Source organism: Rhodanobacter sp. Root561, from assembly GCF_001427365.1.
Taxonomy (GTDB): Bacteria; Pseudomonadota; Gammaproteobacteria; order Xanthomonadales; family Rhodanobacteraceae; genus Rhodanobacter.
Map to the genome: position 1 here is coordinate 269,457 of NZ_LMGH01000015.1, position 17,118 is coordinate 286,574.

Here is a 17,118-nt window from a genome sequence, read left to right on the forward strand (position 1 = left end):
GCGGCATGAAGGCGAAGGGAATATCACCGGCGCACCGCGGCCTCGACCTGGCCGAGGCGGCGCGCCGGCTGGCCGCGCACGGTCCGAACCTGCTGCCGGGCAGCGCACCCCGCAGCATGCTCACGATCATCGGCGGCGTGCTGACCGAGCCGATGTTCCTGATGCTGCTGGTCGCCGGCGGCCTGTATCTGGCGCTGGGCGACCGCGCCGAGGCAGCGTTCCTGCTCTCGTTCGTGTTCGTCGTGATCGGCATCACCCTGGCGCAGGAGCGCAAGACCCAGCGTGCGCTGGAATCGCTGCGCGAACTGTCCGCGCCGCGCGCGCTGGTGATCCGCGGCGGCGAAGAAGTGCGCATTCCCGGTCGCGAAGTGGTGGTTGGCGACTTGCTGGTGCTGCATGAAGGCGACCGCATCGCCGCCGATGCGGTGCTGCTGGACGGCCATCTGGACGTCAACGAATCGCTGCTCACCGGCGAGGCGGTGCCGGTCACCAAACTCCCCGGCGAAGACACCGGCCAGCTGTTCGCAAGCACCGTGGCGACCAAGGGCGTGGGCGTCGCCGAGGTCCGCGCCATCGCCGGCGCCACCGCGGTCGGCCGCATCGGCCAGGCGCTGGTCGATACAGCCGAACCGGTGTCCGGCCTGCAGCGTGCGTCGCGCCGGCTGATCCGCAACCTCACCGTCGGCGGCCTGCTGCTGGCCACGGCGTATACGCTGCTCGGCTGGTTGTGGGACGGTCACGGCCTGCTGCAGAGCGTGCTGGCCGGCATCGCCCTGACCATGGCGCTCCTGCCGGAAGAGATCCCCGTGATCCTCACCGTGTTCCTCGCGCTCGGTGCGTGGCGGATCTCCAAACACAAGGTGCTGACCCGGCGCGTGCCGGCAGTGGAAGCGCTGGGCGCGATCTCGGTGCTGGCGGTGGACAAGACCGGCACGCTGACCCAGAACCGCATGCAGGTGGCCGAGCTGGACCTGATCGGCGACAGCTTCCGCGATGCGGGCGCCACCGAGTTGCCCGAGCCGTTTCACGCCCTGGTCGAGTTCGCCATGCTGGCCACGCCGGCCGACCCGTTCGATCCGATGGAAAAAGCGATCCAGCAATTCGGCCTGCGCTGGCTCACCGACACCGAACACGTGCACGCCGAGTGGGCGCCGGAATTCGAATACGCGCTGTCGCCGGAGATCCTGGCGATGACCCACGTGTTCCGCGGTGACGCGCGCGACACGCACCTGCTGGCCACCAAGGGCGCGCCCGAAGCGGTGATCGACCTGTGCCACCTGGATGCGGATGCCGCCGCCGCGATCCTGCGCCAGGTCGAGACGATGGCCGAGCGCGGCCTGCGCGTGCTGGGCGTGGCGCGCGGCGAATGGCAGGGCGAGGCGTGGCCGCGCAGCCAGCACGATTTCGACTTCCGCCTCCTCGGCCTGCTCGGCTTCGTCGACCCGCCGCGCCCGGAAGTGCCGGCGGCGATCGCCGAATGCCGCAGCGCCGGCATCCGCATCATCATGATGACCGGCGACCATCCCGCCACCGCACGGGCGATTGCCCGCGAGGTGGGCTTGAGCGAGCGCGCCGAGGTGATCACCGGCGCGGAAATGGCCGCGCTGGACGACGTCGCGCTGCGTGAAAGGCTGCGTCGCGTCGACCTCTGCGCGCGACTCAAGCCCGAGCAGAAAATACGCCTGGTGCAATTGCTGCGCGAAGGCGGCGACGTGGTGGCGATGACCGGCGACGGCGTCAACGACGCGCCCGCGCTGAAGGCCGCCGACGTCGGCATCGCGATGGGCGAGCGCGGCACCGACGTGGCGCGCGAGGCCGCCGCGCTGGTACTGCTGGACGACAGCTTCGCCAGCATCGTCCGCGCGATCCGCCAGGGCCGGCGCATCTACGACAACATCACCAAGGCCACCCGCTTCGTGTTCGCCGTGCACATGCCGATCATCGCGCTGGCGCTGGTGCCGACCCTGCTGCACTGGCCCGTGTTGCTGATGCCGGTGCACATCGTGCTGCTGGAACTCCTGATCGACCCGGCCTGCTCGATCGTGTTCGAAGCCGAGCCGGCCGACGACGACATCATGCGCCGGCCACCGCGCGCAGCATCGGAATCCCCGTTCGCCGCCGCCAACCTGCGCTACGCGGTGATCCAGGGACTGGGCTTTGCCGGCATCCTGCTGCTCGGCTACGGCTTGCTGCCCGGCTACGGCCTCGACGCCGCGCAGAGCCGCAGCGCGGTGTTCATCGCGCTGATCGCGGGGCTGTTCCTGCTGACCCTGGCCAACCGCGACCTGTCCCATCCCGTGCTGGCCCGCCATCCAGCGAAGAACCCCTGGCTGCTGCGGATGTTCGGCGCCGTGGCGGCGATGCTCGTCATCGTGATCGGCGTGCCCTTTTTCCGCGGCGTGATGGGCCTGGCCCTGCCCAACGCCCCTCTGCTGCTCGCCAGCGCCGGCATGCTGCTGGCAGCGATCGCGTGGCTGGAGTTCTTGCGCCGCGCGACACATGTGCGGCCGCGCGCGTTTGTGGCGCCTTGACCCGCGACCGCGCCACAGGCGATATCTTCACCCACGCCGGCCCGCCCCCATCCACCTCACGCCGGTCCAGCGGAGGCCACGCCATGACCACGACGCCCGCCCACACCACCGTCGGAGAACCGCTGCTGGAGCGCGCAGGGCGGCTGGGTACCGTGCGCATGGCAGTGGTCCATCCTTGCGATGCCACCAGCCTGGCCGCCGCGCTGGATGCCCGGCGCTGCGGACTGATCGAGCCGGTGCTGGTGGCGCCACGCCACAAGCTTGAGCAGGTCGCGAAAGACGGCGCGCTCGACCTGGCCGGCATTCCCATCGAAGACGTACCCCACAGCCACGCGGCGGCGGACCGGGCGGTGGCGCTGGCCGCCAGCGGACACGTCGACGCGCTGATGAAAGGCAGTCTGCATACCGACGAACTGATGGCCGCGGTGATTGCCGCCACGTCCGGCCTGCGCACGGCGCGGCGCATCTCGCATTGCTACCTGATGAACACGCCAGCCTACCCCCGCCCGTTCATCATCACCGATGGCGCGATCAACATCGCGCCGACGCTGGAGGACAAGGCCGACATCGTGCGCAACGCGGTCGACCTGGCCCACATCCTGGGCGTGGCCACACCGCGCGTGGCGATCCTGGCCGCGGTGGAGACGATCAACCCGCGCATGCAGGCCACGCTGGACGCGGCCGCCCTGTGCAAGATGGCCGATCGCGGCCAGATCACCGGCGCCATCCTGGACGGGCCACTGGCCTTCGACAACGCGATCTCCGCCGCCGCCGCGAAGATCAAGGGCATCGCCTCGGACGTGGCCGGCCGCGCCGACATCCTGCTGGTGCCCGACCTGGAAAGCGGCAACATGCTGGCCAAGCAACTGGAATACCTCGGCGGCGCGACCAGCGCAGCGGTGGTGGTGGGTGCGCGCGTGCCGATCGTGCTGACCAGCCGCGCCGACCCGCGCGAATCACGCATCGCCTCCTGCGCGCTGGCCGTGCTGATCGCCCACCACTACCGCGGCTCCCCGCCATGATCGACGCTACCGGCCGCCCGCTGATCCTGGTGCTGAACTGCGGCTCCTCCAGCATCAAGTTCGCGCTGTTCGATGCCCGCCACGCGCCGCTGTCGCGCACGCCGTACTGGAGCGGAGCGATCGAGGGCATCACCGGTGCCACGCCGGTGTTCAGCGCCATCGACGCCGCTGTCGAGCCGCTGACACTGGACGCCGAACGTCCGTATTTCTCGGCCCTGACGCTGCTGCGCCAGCGCATCCGGGATCGGCTGGACGAGCGCCGCATCGTGGCGGTCGCCCACCGTGTCGTGCATGGCGGCAGCAAGTATTTCGAGCCGACGCGGGTCGACGCCGCGGTGCTGGCTGAGCTGAAAAGCTATATCCCGCTGGCGCCGTTGCACCAACCTTTTGCGCTGGAAGCGATCGCCGCGCTGCTGGCCGAACAGCCGCAGCTGCCGCAAGTCGCCTGCTTCGACACCGCGTTCCACCAGACCATGCCCACCGTGGAAAAAATGCTGCCGCTGCCACGCTCGGCCTGGCAGCAGGGCTTGCGTCGCTACGGTTTCCACGGTTTGTCGTATGCCTACGTGGCGCAGGTGTTGGGCGAGCGCCACGGCACCGCCGCGCGCGGCCGCACGATCGTGGCGCACCTGGGCAGCGGCGCCAGCCTGTGCGCGCTGCAGGACTTGCGCAGCGTCGCCACCACCATGGGTTTCTCCGCGCTGGATGGATTGATGATGGGCACGCGTTGCGGCGCGCTGGACCCCGGCGCGGTGATCTACCTGATGGAGATCCGCAAACTGACGCTCGAACAGGTGGCGCGGATGCTGTACCACGAGTCAGGCCTGCTCGGCGTTTCCGGCATCTCCTCCGATCCGCGGGTGTTGTTGCAGCATGAGGACGACGCACGCGCACGCGAAGCGCTGGAGCTGTATGTGCGCTGTGCGGTGCGCGAAGTGGGCGCGCTGGCAGCGGCGCTGAACGGCCTGGACATGCTGGCGTTCACCGCCGGCGTCGGCGAGCACAACGTGGCGATCCGCGAACGCATCTGCGCCGGCCTGGGTTTCCTCGGCGTCGAGCTGGAGCCATCGGCGAATGCCGACCATGCACCCGTGATCTCCAGCGCGTCCAGCAAGGTGCGTGTGGTGGTGGAACCCACCAACGAGGAATGGGTGGCCGCCAGCGCTGCCGCCACCATCATTCGCTGCTGAAGCACGGCACGGCCTTACGCCAGCATGCCTGCGTTCTCCGCGCTCCACGCCCAGTTGCGGATCTCCGGCAGGTCCTCGCCGTTCTCGTCGATATACCGCTTGTGCTCGACCAGCTTGTCCAGCAGCTTCTGCTTGAGGTAGAAGCCGCGCTCGCCCGCCCGCGGCACGCGGTTGATCACGTCGATCACCAGATGGAAACGGTCGAGCTGGTTGAGCACCGTCATGTCGAAGGCGGTGGTGATGGTGCCCTCCTCCTGGTAGCCGTGCACATGCAGGTTGCTGTGGTTGGCGCGGCGGTAGGTCAGGCGGTGGATCAGTGTCGGGTAGCCGTGGAAGGCGAAGATCACCGGCGTGTCGCGGGTGAACAACTGGTCGAAATCGTCATCGTCCAGGCCATGCGGGTGTTCGCTGGGCGACTGCAGTTTCATCAGATCGACCACGTTGACCACACGGACTTTCAGCTCCGGCAGGTAACGGCGCAGGATCGACACCGCGGCCAGCGTCTCCAGCGTGGGCACGTCACCGGCACAGGCCATCACCACGTCGGGCTCACCGTGCTGATCGCTGCTGGCCCACGGCCACAGGCCGATGCCCTGGCTGCAATGGCTCGCCGCCGCATCCATCGCCAGCCATTGCGGCGCCGGATGCTTGCCGGCGACCACCACGTTGACGTAGTGCCGGCTACGCAGGCAATGGTCCATCACCGACAGCAGGCAGTTCGCGTCCGGCGGCAGGTACACCCGCACGATGCTGGCCTTCTTGTTGATCACGTGGTCGATGAAACCCGGATCCTGATGGGTGAAACCGTTGTGGTCCTGCCGCCACACATGCGACGCCAGCAGGTAATTCAGCGAGGCGATCTTGCGTCGCCACGGAATCGCCGCGGTCATCTTCAACCACTTCGCGTGCTGGTTGAACATGGCATCGACGATATGGATGAACGCCTCGTAGCAGTTGAACAGGCCATGGCGCCCGGTCAGCAGATAGCCTTCCAGCCAGCCTTCGCACTGGTGCTCGCTGAGCATCTCCACCACCCGCCCGCTCGGGGCGAGAAACTCGTCGCCCGGCACGGTGGTGGCCTGCCACTGCCGATCGGTGACTTCGAACGCCGCCCCCAGGCCGTTGGACAGCGTCTCGTCCGGCCCGAACAGGCGGAAGTTGCGCTGCTCGGCGTTCAGCCGGATCACGTCGCGCAGGAACGGCCCGAGCATCCGCGTGTCACCGATGCCGGGCACACCGGGGATCGGCACGTCGACGGCGTAATCGCGGAAGTCCGGCATGTTCAGGTCGCGCAACTGCAGGCCACCGTTGCTGTGCGGGTTCGCGCTCATGCGACGCGCCCCGGTCGGCGCCAGTGCGGCCCACTCCGTGCGGAAACGGCCTTCCTCGTCGAACAATTCTTCCGGCCGATAGCTGCGCAACCACGCCTCGAGCTGCGCCAGGTGTTCCGGCGGGCTGGTCGACGAAATCGACAACGGCACCTGATGGGCGCGGAACGTGCCTTCGTTTGGCCGTCCATCGACGACGGCCGGGCCGGTCCAGCCCTTGGGCGAATCGAGCACGATCATCGGCCAGCGCGGCCGGGTGGTGACGCCGCCTTCGCGGGCGTCGCGCTGGATCTGGCGGATCTGCGCCACCACGGCGTCCAGCGTCGCGGCCATCGCCTGGTGCATGGCGGCCGGTTCGCTGCCCACCACGAAATGCGGCGTCCAGCCGTAGCCGCGCAACAGCTGCTCCAGCTCGTCATGGCCGATGCGTGCCAGCACGGTGGGATTGGCGATCTTGTAGCCGTTCAGATGCAGGATCGGCAGCACCGCGCCATCGCCCACCGGGTCGAGAAACTTGTTCGAGTGCCACGCCGTGGCCAGCGGCCCCGTCTCCGCCTCGCCATCGCCCACAACACAGGCAGCGATCAAGCCGGGGTTGTCGAAGACGGCGCCGAACGCATGGCTGAGCGAGTAGCCGAGTTCGCCGCCCTCGTGCATCGAGCCCGGGCACTCCGGCGAGGCATGGCTGGCGATCCCTCCGGGGAACGAGAACTGCTTGAACAGCCGCTGCAAGCCGGCCTCATCCTGGCCGATCTGCGGATAGACCTCGCTGTACGTGCCGTCGAGGTAGGCGTTGGCCACGACGGCGGGCCCGCCGTGGCCCGGCCCGGAAATGTAGAGCATGTCCAGATCGTGCTGCCTGATCACCCGGTTCAGGTGCGCGTAGATGAAGTTCTGCCCCGGTGTGGTGCCCCAGTGGCCAAGCAACATGCGCTTTATGTGCGCCGGCGCCAGCGGCTCGCGCAGCAGCGGATTCGCGCGCAGGTAAATCTGCCCGACCGAGAGATAGTTCGCCGCACGCCACCAGGCATCGACACCCCGTAACGAGCCGGCATCGGCCGGCGAACCATCCAGGTTGATCGCCATCGACAGTATCCCCGGCGGGCTGGAAGCCCGTGTGCCCGCAGTATGTACCGGTATTCGCGAATTCCGATGCAGCACATTGCCGCATGTCGTGCAACCGCGCCGACTCCCGACCACACTTGGGCAACGGGCACTGACCTGCGACACCGGCCCGGTCGGCAACCACTCCACCGGAAACACCCATGACTGTGCGCAGGAACACCGAAGATGGCGGTACCGAAAGGCCGGTGTGGGCCAACCTGAGCGCGGGCCTGGTCACCGGCGCGGCCGACGACGACCCCAGCGGGATTGCCACCTACTCGCAGGTAGGCGCCGCGTTCGGCTACGGCATGCTGTGGTGCATCGTGCTGACCATGCCGCTGATGATCGCGATCCAGGCGGTCAGCGCCGGCATCGGCCGCGTCACCGGCCACGGCCTGATGGACGGCATGCGCAAGCACTATCCGCATCCGCTGGTCTACGCGTTGACGGCCTCGCTGGTGTTCGCCAACGTGATCAACCTGGCGGCCGACATCGGTGCCATGGGCGCCGCGCTGAAACTGTTGATCGGCGGCCCGGCACTGATCTATGCCGCGGGTTTCGCACTGTTGTCGCTGGTGCTGCAGGTGTTCATTCCTTTCACGCGCTATGCCCCGATCCTGAAACTGCTCACCCTCAGCCTGTTTGCCTACGTGGCCACCGTGCTGGTGATCGGCGTGCCCTGGCTGGTCGTGCTGAAGAGCGTGGTGCTGCCGCCCATCCGCTGGAATGCGCAATATGCGGTCGGCCTGGTCGCCCTGCTCGGCACCACCATCAGCCCTTACCTGTTCTGCTGGCAGGCGGCGCAGGAGGTCGAGGAAATGACGTCCAGCAAGCGCCGCAAACCGTTGCGCCGCGCGCCGAAGCAGGCACCGAGCGCCCTGCGCCGCATCGGCATCGACACCACGGTCGGCATGATCTTCTCCAACCTGATCGCCTTCTTCATCATCCTCACCGCCGCGATCGTGCTGCACGCACACGGCAAGGTCGACATCCAGACCTCAGCCGAAGCGGCCGAGGCATTGCGGCCACTGGCGGGCGACCTGGCTTTCGCGTTGTTCGCCGCCGGGATCATCGGCACCGGACTGCTCGCCGTGCCGGTGCTGGCCGGCGCCACCGCCTATGCCGCCGCTGGCGCCTTCGGCCAGCGCAGCGGTCTGGAATACAAGCCGCAGAACGCCCGGTTTTTCTACACCGTGCTGATCGTCGCCAGCCTCGCCGGCATCGCGCTGAACCTGACGCCGCTGGACCCGATCAAGGCCTTGTACTGGAGCGCGGTGATCAACGGCGTCACCGCCGTGCCATTGATGGTCGTGATGATGCTGATGGGCTCGCGGCGCAAGGTCATGGGCAAATTCACCATGCCGTGGCCGCTGAAGATTTTCGGCTGGTTGGCTACCGCGGCCATGGCGACGGCTGCCGTGGTGATGTTCGTCACGTGGGGGAATTGAAAGCACGGCAGCATGGCTCTCGATGAACCCGGTCGCAGAGTGGCTCGCTCATGCGACGGCGCCGCTAAAAACCTCGGGCCGGACATTGAAGCGTCGGACATCCTCAATCCGCTCGCCGCAACACGCCGGAAAGACGAGTGCCCGGCGCGACCGTGTTGAACACCGTGCCGAACTTGCGCACGTTATCGTGCAGCAGGGCCAACCGCTGCTCGCTCTCGTCGCTGTCCACCAGGATCTCGTAGTCGATCGACTCCAGCCGCGGCGGCACGTCCTGGCGCACGCCGTGCACGCGCACCTCGACCCCGCGCCACTGGAACTTCAGCATCGGCGTCACTCGCTCGATGCCCTTGATCATGCAGGCCGACAAGGCAGCCAGCAGCAGTTCGGCGGGGTTGAACGCATCGAGGCGACCTGCCAGATCGGTATCCAGCGACAGTTCGGCACTCTTGCAGCGGGCGACGCTGCCGTGGGCATCAGTGCGATGCGCAACGACGTGGAAGCTCAGCTTGCGGGCGGGTTCGGTCATGCGAGTTCTCCAGGATACGAGGGCCGATGGATCAAACGTAGCCGGGAGCATGCGCCGCGTCGGTCGCCACGCGCGGCAGGCTGAAACTGACCTGCGCGCCGCCCAGCGGGGAACGGCCGAAGACCAGCTCGCCGTGGTGCAGGTGGGCGATCGCCCGGGCGATCGACAGGCCCAGTCCGCTGCCTTCGCCGACGCTGCCCTCGGGGCGGTGGAAGCGCTCGCCCAGCCGCGCCACGGCAGCGTCCGCGAAGCCGCTGCCGTTGTCGTTCACCTCCAGCGTCACCTGCTCGTCGCGGCCGCCCACGCGCAGGTTCACCTGGCCGTGGTCGGGCGCGTGGCGCAGCGCGTTGTCCAGCAGGTTCTGCACCAGGATGTCGAGCAGGCTGCGGCTGCCCAGCACGAAGTCGTTGCCGTCATGGTCCAGCGACAGCTCGATGGAACGCGCCGACGCGCGCTCGCTGGCGTCGCGCAGGACCGCTTCGGCCACGCTCACCAGGCGCAACGGGCCGGCGTCGTCCAGTTCGGCCAGTTTCTCGACTCGCGCCAGCATCAGCAGCTGGGCCACCAGCCGCTGCATGCGGTCCAGTGCCTCATGCGCGCGCTGCAGATGCTGCGCGCGCCCGGGCGCATCGTCACCGCGCCCGGCCAGGTCCAGTTCCAGCCGCAGCGCGGCCAGCGGGTGACGCAATTCGTGCGCGGCGTCGGCGGTGAAGCGGCGTTCGTGTTCCAGGCTGAGCCGCAGGCGGTCGACCAGTTGGTCGATCGCTTCGGTGAACGGTGCCAGCTCGACCGGCACCCGCGCATCGGTGAGCGAGGCGGCGGCCGGATCGGCACCGGCGGAGAGGCCGCGCGCCAGCTGGCGCAGCGGCTTCAGCCCGCTGCGCAAGCCGGCGAACACGATCGGCGGCACCAGCACCAGCAGCGCGAGCAGGGCCAGCAACGCGGGCGCCAGCAGCTTGCGCAGCAGTTCGTCGCGTTCGTCCAGCGGCGCGCCGACCTGGACCCAGTACCGATGCTGCGCATCCCAGCGCTGGAACACCCGCCAGCGCCGATCGTCGTGCACGATCGAATGGAAGTGCGCATCACCCGGGTCGAAGCGCAGCAGCGGCAGTTCGGCGCTCTCGACCAGCAGTTCGCCGCGCGCATCGCGCAGCACGATGGCCGGCCGCTGGGCGGTATCGTCCGAGTCGAGCAGCGGCTTGTCCGGCAGGCGCACCGTTCCGACGCGGGCGGCGTCATCCGGCATTACCGCGAACACGCTGGCGGCGGTGCGCACCAGCATCTGGTCGAAGATCTCGTCGACCTCGTGCAGGCTGCGCCAGCCCAGCCAGCCGGCGGCGACACACCACACCAGCACGATGCCGGTCAGCAGCCGCAGCACCAGTCGCCGGTTGAGCGAGGGTCGGATCATGCGGCCGCCCCGCCGGGCCGGTTGATCGCGTAGCCGATGCCGCGCAAGGTGCGGATCCAGCCTGGCCCCAGCTTGTGGCGCAGGTGGTGGATGTGCACTTCCACCGCGTTGCTGGCCACTTCCTGGTCCCAGCCGTACAGCGCCTCCTCCAGCTGGTCGCGCGAGTAGGCGCGGCCGGGATGGCGCACCAGGGTTTCCAGCACCTGGTATTCGCGTGCGGTGAGGTCCAGCGTCGTGCCTTCCAGCATGGCGGCGCGCGCGGCCGGGATGACTTCGAGAGCGCCCAGGCGGATCGCCGGTTCCACCTGGCCGTCGGCGCGGCGCAGCAGCGCACGCAGGCGCGCGGCGAGCTCGTCCAGGTGCACCGGCTTGACCACGTAGTCGTCCGCACCCGCATCCAGCCCGGCGACGCGATCGGCCAGCTCGTCGCGGGCGGTCAGCAGCAGTACCGGGGTGGCGTCCTGGCGGCGGCGCATGCCGGCGATGATCGCCGGGCCGCTGCTGCGCGGCAGGTTCCAGTCCAGCACGGCGGCGGAGTATGTCGTGTCGGCCAGCGCGGCGGCGGCCTGGTTGCCGTCGGTGATCCAGTCCACCGCATAGCCGAGCTGGCGCAGGCCGTCGGCCAGCGCCTGCCCCAGTGCCCGGTCGTCCTCGGCAAGCAGGATGCGCATGGCCTCATTCTTGTCGCGCGATCGGGCCATTCAATTGACTTGCAGCAATTGGCGCCGTTTTTTCGCCGGCTGCGGCATCCTGCCCCAGCGCCCGCTTGCGACCGTGGATCATCGAGGCGACCAGGTTCTCACCGTAATGCACGCTCTCGCCCACCGCGGCCAGCACGTGCAGCACCACCAGCCCCAGCACGCCGTAGGCCAGCACTTCATGTAGCTCCTCCAGCCAGCCTTCACCGAAGAACCGGTCGGTGGTCTGCAGCCAGCCGGTGACGCCGACCAGCAGCACGCCGACCAGCAGGGCCAGGATCATCACGGCGGCTGCCGGGTTGTGCCCGAGCTGCCGCCGCGAGCGCCCGGCCAGGCGCTGGCGCAGGTAGTCACGCACCCGGCGCGGGCCGGGCACCCAGTCGGCGAAGCGCGCGTGCCGCGTGCCAACCCAGCCCCACACGAAACGGACGGCTATCAGGATCAGGATGGCGTAACCGAAACCGCGGTGGACCAGCTCGCCCTCATCGGTGAAAAAGTTGGCGAGGAACAAGCCCGCCAGCGACCAGTGGAACAGGCGGACCAGCGGGTCCCACACTTTGACCATCGCGTTCATGGCTTGTCCTCGCTCGAGTCAGGTGACGATCAACCGCCCTTCTTCTTGACGATGCGGCCGTCGGTGGGGTCGAAGTAGATCTCCACGTTCTTGCCGGCCTTGTCCTTGCCGTAGATCTCGTAGCAGTTACCCGAGACCTGGAACACCTTGATGGTGTAGCCCTGGTCGAGCACCTTCTGCTTCATCGCCGCCTCGGTCAGCCACTGCGCACGCGGCGCATTGGTGCATTGGGGTGCGGCGAAGGCGGACGCCGACAGGACGGCGGCAGCAAGGAACAACGGTGCGATGACGATGCGCTTCATGGTGCTTCTCCGGTATCGGCATGATTGCCTTGGACGGCATTGCAACCGGGAAGGCTTACGTGGGTCTTAAGCGTGCGTCGACGCCGTGGTTGACGTCGGTCAGTACGGTGGCGCGGGCTTCATGGGAAAGTCCGGTGGACTGCGCAATCCGGAGCAAGACCCGCATGATCATCTACAGCTGCCACGGCGCCGCCAAACAGGTCACCGGCTCCTGCCACCTGGTCACCTGCAACGATCGCCGCGTGCTGATCGACTGCGGCATGTTCCAGGGCAGCGACGAGGTCGAGCGGGCCAATGCCGAGCCGTTCGGCTTCGACCCGTCCGGCATCGACGTATTGCTGCTGAGCCATGCCCACCTCGACCATTGCGGGCGGATTCCGCTGCTGGTGCGCCAGGGCTTTCGTGGCCGCATCATCACCACGGCCGCCACCCGCGAACTGGCGCGGGTGGTGATGCTCGATGCGGCCGGCCTGCAGGAGGAAGAGGCGCGCCGCGCGCGACGCCGCAACCGCCGTGGCGAGGAGGTGCCGCCGCCGCTGTACACGCTGGACGACGCGCTGCACGCGCTGGATTTCTTCGGCCCGGATGCCGGCTACGACGAAACCGTGCCGGTGGTCGAAGGCATCACCGCACGCTTCCTCGATGCCGGCCACATTCTCGGCTCGTCGTCGATCCTGCTGCAGCTCGACGACGGCAAGCGGCAGCGCCGCATGCTGTTCTCCGGCGATCTCGGCAACCCGGGCCGCCCGTTGCTGCGCGATCCGACACCCGCGCCGCCGGCCGACTATGTGGTGATGGAATGCACCTACGGCGACCGCCCGCACCGTTCGGTGCCGGATTCGGTCGACGAGATGTACCAGGCCATCCGTGACACGGTGAACCGGCGCGGCAACGTGGTGATCCCCACCTTCGCGCTGGAGCGCACGCAGGAACTTCTTTACTACCTGCACCGCGGCATCGCCAGCGGCGCGATTCCGCAGCACGTGCGGGTGTTCCTCGATTCGCCGATGGCGATCTCCGCCACCGAGATCTTCCGCCGCCACCCAGAATGCTTCGACCCGCGCTTCCTGGACGAGCTGCAGCACGGCGACCCGTTCGCCATGCCCGGCCTGCACTTCACCCGCGAAACCAGCGAGTCGATGGCGATCAACAACGTCGACGGCGGCGCGATCATCCTGGCCGGCTCGGGCATGTGCAACGGCGGGCGCGTGCGCCATCACCTCAAGCACAACCTGTGGCGCGAGCGCAGCAGCGTGGTGTTCGTCGGCTATGCCGCGGAAGGCACGCTGGCGCGGCGGATCATCGACGGCGCCGCCAGCGTGCGCGTGTTCAACGAGGATATCCCGGTGCGCGCGCAGGTGTGGACCATCAACGGCTTCTCCGCGCACGCCGACCGGCCTTCGCTGCTGGCCTGGCTGGGCGATGCGCCGCGGCGCAAGGTATACCTGGTGCACGGCGAGTACGACCGCGGCATGCAGGCGATGCAGGAGGTGCTGACCGCACAAGGCGTGACCTGCCAGCTGCCCGGCCTGCACGAACCGATCAGGATCGACTGAACGACGCGGGTGGGTCACCAGAGCTGACACTTTCGGCGCCGGCCTGCCGGTGGACGGCCGGGGGCGGCGACTGTGCCGCATGTTATGGTGCGGCCAGACTCCGCGCCGACGCGGCACCCAACCGGGTTCACCGCAGGCGCCACCGAGGAAACGATGGCCGACGAATCCGCCGTGCTCGACCTGAACCAGCTGCGCCGCAGTTGTTCGTCCTGTGCCTTGAGTGAACTGTGCCTGCCCGCCGGGATTGGCGGCGACGACCTCGAAAAGCTCGACATGACGATCCGCGACAAGCGCATGCTCGATCGGGGCGGCGCGCTGTATCGCGATGGCGATCCCTTCCACGCGCTCTACGTGGTGCGTTCGGGCTCGTTGAAGACCTTCGTGCAGGACGACACCGGCGCTGTGCAGATCCTGGGCTTCCACCTGCCCGGCGACATCGTCGGTTTCGACGCGCTGGCGACGGATCGGCACGTCAGCCAGGCAGAAGCGCTGGAGCGCAGCAGCATCTGCGAGCTGCCGTATGAGCGCCTGCAACAGGTCACCAGCGAGGTGCCGGCGCTGCATCGACAGCTGATGCGCGTGGTCAGCCGCGAGGTGGTCGAGGAACACCGGCACACGGTGGTGATGGGACGGCAGCAGGCACAGGAGCAGCTGGCGATCTTCCTGAAGAGCCTGTCCGATCGCTACCAGCGCCTGCAGCGCGACGGCAGCATGCTGACCCTGTCGATGTCGCGCTACGACATCGCCAACTACCTCGGCCTGGTGGTCGAGACGGTCAGCCGCCTGTTCTCGCGCATGGAGGAGATGGGCGTGCTCGAAGTGAACCGGAAGGCCGTACGCATCCGCCGTCCCGATTTGCTGGCCGGGCTGTGTCGCGGAAGCGTGGCCGCCGCGAAGCATCGCGAAGCCAACTAGGCCTGACCGACCGGCCGGGCCAGCCCCGGCAGCACCCGCTTCCCATCCCTGCATGACGCCTGCGCCGCGCGATCGGCGAAGAGTTGCGGCCCATTCGCGTCCGCGGCACGGCCACCGCGACAATTCGCGCAGGCAGGCGAAGGGTTCGCTTGACCTGCATCAACAACGACGACGGTCGCCTCGACCAGCATGCGCGCATCTTTCAGGGAGATGCACCATGAGTACCACCCGAAAACTCTGGCTGGGGCTGGCGGCGTTGCTCGTCGCCTCCTTCGCCGTGCTGCTGTGGGTCGGCAAGGAGGTCCACCAGCAGGCACCGCCGCTGCCCACCGCCGTCGTCACCGCAGACGGCCAGACGCTGTACACCAAGGGCGACATGGAAGAAGGCCGGCAGGTCTGGCAGAGCATCGGCGGCCAGCAGCTGGGCTCGATCTGGGGCCATGGCGCCTTGCTGGCGCCGGACTGGAGCGCGGACTGGCTGCATCGCGAAAGCATGGCGATGCTTGAATTGCTTTCCCGCGACGCCGGCCTGGGCCCCTACGACACGCTGACCGCGCAACAGCAGGCCCCGCTGAAGGCCCGCGTGCAGGAAGAGCTGCGCACCAACACCTGGGACGCGGCCAGCAACACCATCACCGTCTCGGCGTTGCGCGCCCGCGCGATGGAAGCCGTGGCGGCGCACTACATGAGCCTGCTCGGCAACGACCCGGCCACGCACAAGCTGCGCGAAGGCTACGCCATGCGCGAGAACACCGTGGCCGAGATGGAACACCGGCGCGAGGTCACCGCGTTCTTCTGGTGGACCAGCTGGGCGGCCGCCACGCAACGCCCGAACGAGCCGATGAGCTATACGCAGAACTGGCCGTACGAACCACTGGCCGGCAACACGCCGACCTCGACCAGCTTCCTGTGGTCGGTCTTCAGCATCCTGTTCATGATCTTCGGCATCGGCCTGCTTGGCTGGCATCACGCCCGCCAGGTCAGCCATGAACCGCTGCCGGTCGTTCCGGCGCGCGACCCGCTGACCGAGTTCAAGGCCACGCCGTCGATGAAGGCCACCGGCAAGTATTTCTGGACCGTGCTGGGCCTGTTCCTCGCGCAGATCCTGCTGGGTGCCACCACCGCGCATTACCAGGTGGAAGGCCAGGAAGCCTACGGCTTCGCGCTGGCCAACTACCTGCCGTACAGCCTCACCCGTACCTGGCATACCGAACTGGCCGTGCTGTGGATCGCCACCGCGTGGCTGGCCACCGGCCTGTACATCGCGCCGCTGATCTCCGGCCATGAACCGAAATTCCAGCGGCTCGGGGTGAACTTCCTGTGGGTCTGCCTGCTGGTCATCGTGGTCGGTTCGTTCGCCGGCCAGTGGTTCGCGGTGATGGACAAGATGGGCCTGAAGTACAACTTCTGGTTTGGCCACCAGGGCTGGGAATACACCGACATCGGCCGCTTCTGGCAGATCTTCCTGTTCATCGGCCTGATGCTGTGGCTGTTCCTGGTCGGCCGCGCCCTGTGGCCGGCGATGAACCGCAACAAGGAAGGCGCCTCGATCGTGGGCCTGCTGTTCCTGTCCACGGTGGCGATCGGCCTGCTCTACGGCGCCGGCCTGATGTGGGGCGAGCACACCCACATCGCGATGGTCGAGTACTGGCGCTGGTGGGTGGTGCACCTGTGGGTGGAAGGCTTCTTCGAAGTGTTCGCCACCGCGGTGATCAGCTACCTGTTCGTGCGCCTGGGCCTGCTGCGGGTGACCACGGCCACCACCAACGTGCTGTTCGCCACCATCGTGTTCATGGCCGGCGGCGTGCTCGGCACCCTGCATCACCTGTACTTCAGCGGCACCACCACGGCGGTGATCGCGCTGGGCGCCAGCTTCTCGGCACTGGAAGTGGTGCCGCTGGCCCTGATCGGCATGGAAGCGTACGACACCTGGAAGAAGCAGCACGAGGCGCCGTGGATGGCGCGCTACCGCTGGCCGATCATGTTCTTCGTGGCGGTGAGCTTCTGGAACCTGGTCGGCGCCGGCCTGCTCGGCTTCCTGGTCAACACGCCGATCGCGCTGTACTACATGCAGGGCCTGAACCTCACCGCCACGCATGGTCACACCGCCCTGTTCGGCGTGTACGGCATGCTCGGCCTGGGCCTGATGCTGTTCTGCCTGCGCGGCATCAAGCCGGACGCCGAGTGGCGCGAAGGCTGGCTGAAGAGCTCGTTCTGGCTGCTCAACATCGGCCTCTCGCTGATGGCTGCGCTGACCCTGCTGCCGCTGGGCATCCTGCAGCTGAAGGCGGTGCTGGAGCACGGCTACTGGTTCGCCCGCTCCGCCGAGTTCATGGATCGCCCGCTGATCCACATGCTGGTGTGGATGCGCGTGCCGGGCGACACCCTGTTCGCCATCGGCGCGCTGCTGATCTCGGTCTTCGTGGCCGCGCTGTGGCTGTTCCCGAAACGACGGACGGCAACGGCGACCTCGCCACGAGCGGTTCGCAACAACGCGTGACTTGCATCAGGGC

Annotated in this window: 12 protein-coding genes and 1 pseudogene; 7 read left to right on the forward strand and 6 right to left on the reverse strand. The window is 68.0% G+C overall.

What is annotated here, in order from left to right; genetic code table 11:
- Positions 1–5 precede the first annotated feature (5 nt).
- The 3 genes and pseudogenes from ASD55_RS16270 (at position 6) to ASD55_RS16280 (ending at position 4,743) form a co-directional block, all read left to right on the forward strand.
- Positions 6–2,531: a cation-translocating P-type ATPase gene (locus ASD55_RS16270; RefSeq protein WP_056767768.1), complete on the forward strand. Its 2,526-nt coding sequence runs from the start codon at positions 6–8 to the stop codon at positions 2,529–2,531.
- A gap of 113 nt (positions 2,532–2,644) precedes the next feature.
- Positions 2,645–3,553: pseudogene (locus ASD55_RS16275) on the forward strand (bifunctional enoyl-CoA hydratase/phosphate acetyltransferase); the annotation flags it as partial.
- Positions 3,550–4,743 carry an acetate/propionate family kinase gene (locus tag ASD55_RS16280; RefSeq protein ID WP_056767770.1) on the forward strand — a complete coding sequence of 398 codons (1,194 nt, stop codon included), beginning with the start codon at positions 3,550–3,552 and terminating at the stop codon, positions 4,741–4,743. The pseudogene ASD55_RS16275 and the gene ASD55_RS16280, both read left to right, overlap by 4 nt.
- Before the next feature lie 14 nt (positions 4,744–4,757).
- Here ASD55_RS16280 and ASD55_RS16285 read toward each other — a convergent pair whose 3' ends face one another.
- Complete coding sequence (locus ASD55_RS16285; protein ID WP_056767773.1) at positions 4,758–7,157, reverse strand: phosphoketolase family protein; 2,400 nt, start codon at positions 7,155–7,157, stop codon at positions 4,758–4,760.
- 179 nt (positions 7,158–7,336) lie between these two features.
- Here ASD55_RS16285 and ASD55_RS16290 point away from each other — a divergent pair, with 179 nt between their 5' ends.
- Positions 7,337–8,623 carry a divalent metal cation transporter gene (locus ASD55_RS16290; RefSeq protein WP_056767775.1) on the forward strand — a complete coding sequence of 429 codons (1,287 nt, stop codon included), beginning with the start codon at positions 7,337–7,339 and terminating at the stop codon, positions 8,621–8,623.
- Positions 8,624–8,726: 103 nt separating this feature from the next.
- Here the strand turns inward: ASD55_RS16290 and ASD55_RS16295 are convergent, their stop codons facing one another.
- Genes ASD55_RS16295 through ASD55_RS16315 form a run of 5 tightly spaced genes read right to left on the reverse strand, consistent with a single transcriptional unit; the run spans position 8,727 to position 12,134 of the window.
- A complete protein-coding gene (locus ASD55_RS16295; protein WP_056767778.1) occupies positions 8,727–9,149 on the reverse strand; it encodes an OsmC family protein in 423 nt (140 codons plus the stop codon).
- Positions 9,150–9,180: 31 nt separating this feature from the next.
- The gene (locus ASD55_RS16300; RefSeq protein ID WP_056767779.1) at positions 9,181–10,560 is read right to left on the reverse strand and encodes an ATP-binding protein; all 1,380 of its coding nucleotides are present in this window, start codon (positions 10,558–10,560) and stop codon (positions 9,181–9,183) included.
- Entirely contained in the window at positions 10,557–11,231 is a 675-nt protein-coding gene (locus tag ASD55_RS16305) for a response regulator transcription factor (protein WP_056767885.1), read from the reverse strand. The genes ASD55_RS16300 and ASD55_RS16305 overlap by 4 nt, the downstream gene beginning before the upstream one ends.
- A gap of 4 nt (positions 11,232–11,235) precedes the next feature.
- Positions 11,236–11,832 (reverse strand): cytochrome b/b6 domain-containing protein, encoded by a 597-nt coding sequence (locus ASD55_RS16310; protein ID WP_056767782.1) that lies wholly within the window; start codon positions 11,830–11,832, stop codon positions 11,236–11,238.
- Positions 11,833–11,861: 29 nt separating this feature from the next.
- Complete coding sequence (locus tag ASD55_RS16315) at positions 11,862–12,134, reverse strand: PepSY domain-containing protein (RefSeq protein ID WP_056767785.1); 273 nt, start codon at positions 12,132–12,134, stop codon at positions 11,862–11,864.
- Between the two features lie 164 nt (positions 12,135–12,298).
- Here ASD55_RS16315 and ASD55_RS16320 point away from each other — a divergent pair, with 164 nt between their 5' ends.
- From ASD55_RS16320 to ASD55_RS16330, 3 genes are all read left to right on the forward strand, one after another.
- Positions 12,299–13,690: an MBL fold metallo-hydrolase gene (locus ASD55_RS16320; protein ID WP_056767787.1), complete on the forward strand. Its 1,392-nt coding sequence runs from the start codon at positions 12,299–12,301 to the stop codon at positions 13,688–13,690.
- Positions 13,691–13,843: 153 nt separating this feature from the next.
- On the forward strand, positions 13,844–14,605 hold the full coding sequence (locus tag ASD55_RS16325) for a cyclic nucleotide-binding domain-containing protein (RefSeq protein ID WP_056767789.1): 762 nt from the start codon (positions 13,844–13,846) through the stop codon (positions 14,603–14,605).
- A gap of 217 nt (positions 14,606–14,822) precedes the next feature.
- The gene (locus ASD55_RS16330) at positions 14,823–17,105 is read left to right on the forward strand and encodes a nitric-oxide reductase large subunit (protein WP_056767791.1); all 2,283 of its coding nucleotides are present in this window, start codon (positions 14,823–14,825) and stop codon (positions 17,103–17,105) included.
- Positions 17,106–17,118 lie beyond the last annotated feature (13 nt).